The organism is Trinickia diaoshuihuensis, from assembly GCF_003390925.1.
Taxonomy (GTDB): Bacteria; Pseudomonadota; Gammaproteobacteria; order Burkholderiales; family Burkholderiaceae; genus Trinickia; species Trinickia diaoshuihuensis.
Genome location: NZ_QUBS01000006.1, coordinates 1 through 3,285, shown reverse-complemented (window position 1 = coordinate 3,285; position 3,285 = coordinate 1). Strand labels below are relative to the sequence as shown.

Genomic DNA, 3,285 nt, shown 5'->3' with positions numbered 1-3,285 from the left:
TCGCGAAACGCACTTGTTATAGGATCAAGCCGTACGGGCAATTAGTATCGGTTAGCTGAACGCATTACTGCGTGTACACACCCGACCTATCAACGTCCTGGTCTCGAACGACCCTTCAAGGGGATCAGGTCCCCGGGGATATCTCATCTTAAGGCGAGTTTCCCGCTTAGATGCTTTCAGCGGTTATCTCTTCCGAACATAGCTACCCGGCGATGCCACTGGCGTGACAACCGGTACACCAGAGGTTCGTCCACTCCGGTCCTCTCGTACTAGGAGCAGCCCCCTTCAAATATCCAACGCCCACGGCAGATAGGGACCAAACTGTCTCACGACGTTTTAAACCCAGCTCACGTACCTCTTTAAATGGCGAACAGCCATACCCTTGGGACCGGCTACAGCCCCAGGATGAGATGAGCCGACATCGAGGTGCCAAACACCGCCGTCGATATGAACTCTTGGGCGGTATCAGCCTGTTATCCCCAGAGTACCTTTTATCCGTTGAGCGATGGCCCTTCCATACAGAACCACCGGATCACTATGACCTGCTTTCGCACCTGCTCGACTTGTCGGTCTCGCAGTTAAGCACGCTTATGCCATTGCACTATCAGCACGATTTCCGACCGTACCTAGCGTACCTTCGTACTCCTCCGTTACACTTTGGGAGGAGACCGCCCCAGTCAAACTGCCTACCATGCACTGTCCCCGACCCGGATCACGGGCCAAGGTTAGAACCTCAAACAAACCAGGGTGGTATTTCAAGGACGGCTCCACCGAAACTAGCGTTCCGGTTTCATAGCCTCCCACCTATCCTACACAGATCGGTTCAAAGTCCAATGCAAAGCTACAGTAAAGGTTCATGGGGTCTTTCCGTCTAGCCGCGGGGAGATTGCATCATCACAAACACTTCAACTTCGCTGAGTCTCGGGAGGAGACAGTGTGGCCATCGTTACGCCATTCGTGCAGGTCGGAACTTACCCGACAAGGAATTTCGCTACCTTAGGACCGTTATAGTTACGGCCGCCGTTTACCGGGACTTCAATCAAGAGCTTGCACCCCATCATTTAATCTTCCGGCACCGGGCAGGCGTCACACCCTATACGTCCACTTTCGTGTTTGCAGAGTGCTGTGTTTTTATTAAACAGTCGCAGCCACCAGTTTATTGCAACCCTTTCACCCTTCTGGCGCAGGCCAGTCAAGCTACAAGGGCGTACCTTATCCCGAAGTTACGGTACCAATTTGCCGAGTTCCTTCTCCCGAGTTCTCTCAAGCGCCTTAGAATACTCATCTCGCCCACCTGTGTCGGTTTGCGGTACGGTCATCGTTAGACTGAAGCTTAGAGGCTTTTCTTGGAACCACTTCCGATTGCTTCGCAGCATAAAGCCGCTCGCGCCACACCCTTGAATTACGCGCCCGGATTTGCCTAAGCGCCTTCTCCAATGCAGCGACCGGGACGTCCAACACCCGGACAACCTTCCGCGATCCGTCCCCCCATCGCATCTAACAATGGTGCAGGAATATTGACCTGCTTCCCATCAGCTACGCATTTCTGCCTCGCCTTAGGGGCCGACTCACCCTACGCCGATGAACGTTGCGTAGGAAACCTTGGGCTTACGGCGAGGGGGCCTTTCACCCCCTTTATCGCTACTCATGTCAGCATTCGCACTTCCGATACCTCCAGCATCCTTTACAAGACACCTTCGCAGGCTTACGGAACGCTCTCCTACCATGCATGCTTGCGCATGCATCCGCAGCTTCGGTATATGGCTTAGCCCCGTTACATCTTCCGCGCAGGACGACTCGATCAGTGAGCTATTACGCTTTCTTTAAAGGGTGGCTGCTTCTAAGCCAACCTCCTGACTGTTTTAGCCTTCCCACTTCGTTTCCCACTTAGCCATATTTGGGGACCTTAGCTGGCGGTCTGGGTTGTTTCCCTCTTGACACCGGACGTTAGCACCCGATGTCTGTCTCCCGTGATTGCACTCTTCGGTATTCGGAGTTTGCTATGGCGAAGTAATCCGCAATGGACCCTTCAACCATGACAGTGCTCTACCCCCGAAGGTGAGACACGAGGCACTACCTAAATAGTTTTCGGAGAGAACCAGCTATTTCCAAGTTTGTTTAGCCTTTCACCCCTATCCACAGCTCATCCCCTAACTTTTCAACGTTAGTGGGTTCGGTCCTCCAGTACGTGTTACCGCACCTTCAACCTGGCCATGGATAGATCACTTGGTTTCGGGTCTACGCCCAGCAACTGAACGCCCTATTCGGACTGGTCTACGCCCAGCAACTGAACGCCCTATTCGGACTCGCTTTCGCTACGCCTGCCCTAATCGGTTAAGCTTGCTACTGAACGTAAGTCGCTGACCCATTATACAAAAGGTACGCCGTCACCCCGCTTTAAGCGCTCTCGCGCTTAAATCCCTCTTTAAGCGCTGAGTCTTGCTATTTCAGCATTGCGTTCTTTTGACGCGTTCATTTCATGAACGCGCCGAAAGCGCTTAAAGCGGTCGCTTTCGCTACGCCTGCCCTAATCGGTTAAGCTTGCTACTGAACGTAAGTCGCTGACCCATTATACAAAAGGTACGCCGTCACCCCTTACGAGGCTCCGACTGTTTGTATGCATGCGGTTTCAGGATCTATTTCACTCCCCTCCCGGGGTTCTTTTCGCCTTTCCCTCACGGTACTGGTTCACTATCGGTCGATCACGAGTATTTAGCCTTGGAGGATGGTCCCCCCATCTTCAGACAGGATTTCACGTGTCCCGCCCTACTTGTCGTACGCCTAGTTCTTCCACGCTGTTTTCGCTTACAGGGCTATCACCTGCTATGGCCGCACTTTCCAGAGCGTTCAGCTAACAACACAGATAACACGTACAGGCTCTTCCCATTTCGCTCGCCACTACTTTGGGAATCTCGGTTGATTTCTTTTCCTGCGGTTACTTAGATGTTTCAGTTCACCGCGTTCGCTTCACATAGCCTATGTATTCAGCTATGGATACTCCATACGGAGTGGGTTTCCCCATTCGGACATCCCCGGATCAAAGCTCGTTTGCCAGCTCCCCGGGGCTTTTCGCAGGCTACCGCGTCCTTCATCGCCTGTGATCGCCAAGGCATCCACCACATGCACTTGTTCGCTTGACCCTATAACGAGAGCGTCTCACGCTTCCGAGGAAGCTAGACACCATTCGCTACAGGTTTGAGTTCTCGCGTTGTGCCGTATTCCAAGTCATCTTTCGATCACTTTAAAATACATTGATACAATCACTACCCATTGATATCTTCCACG

The 3,285-nt window shown here is 52.6% G+C and carries 1 rRNA gene; it reads right to left on the bottom strand.

Features of this window, described 5'->3' with window-relative positions:
- Positions 1–20 precede the first annotated feature (20 nt).
- Positions 21–3,140 (bottom strand): 23S ribosomal RNA (locus tag DXT59_RS00855).
- Positions 3,141–3,285 lie beyond the last annotated feature (145 nt).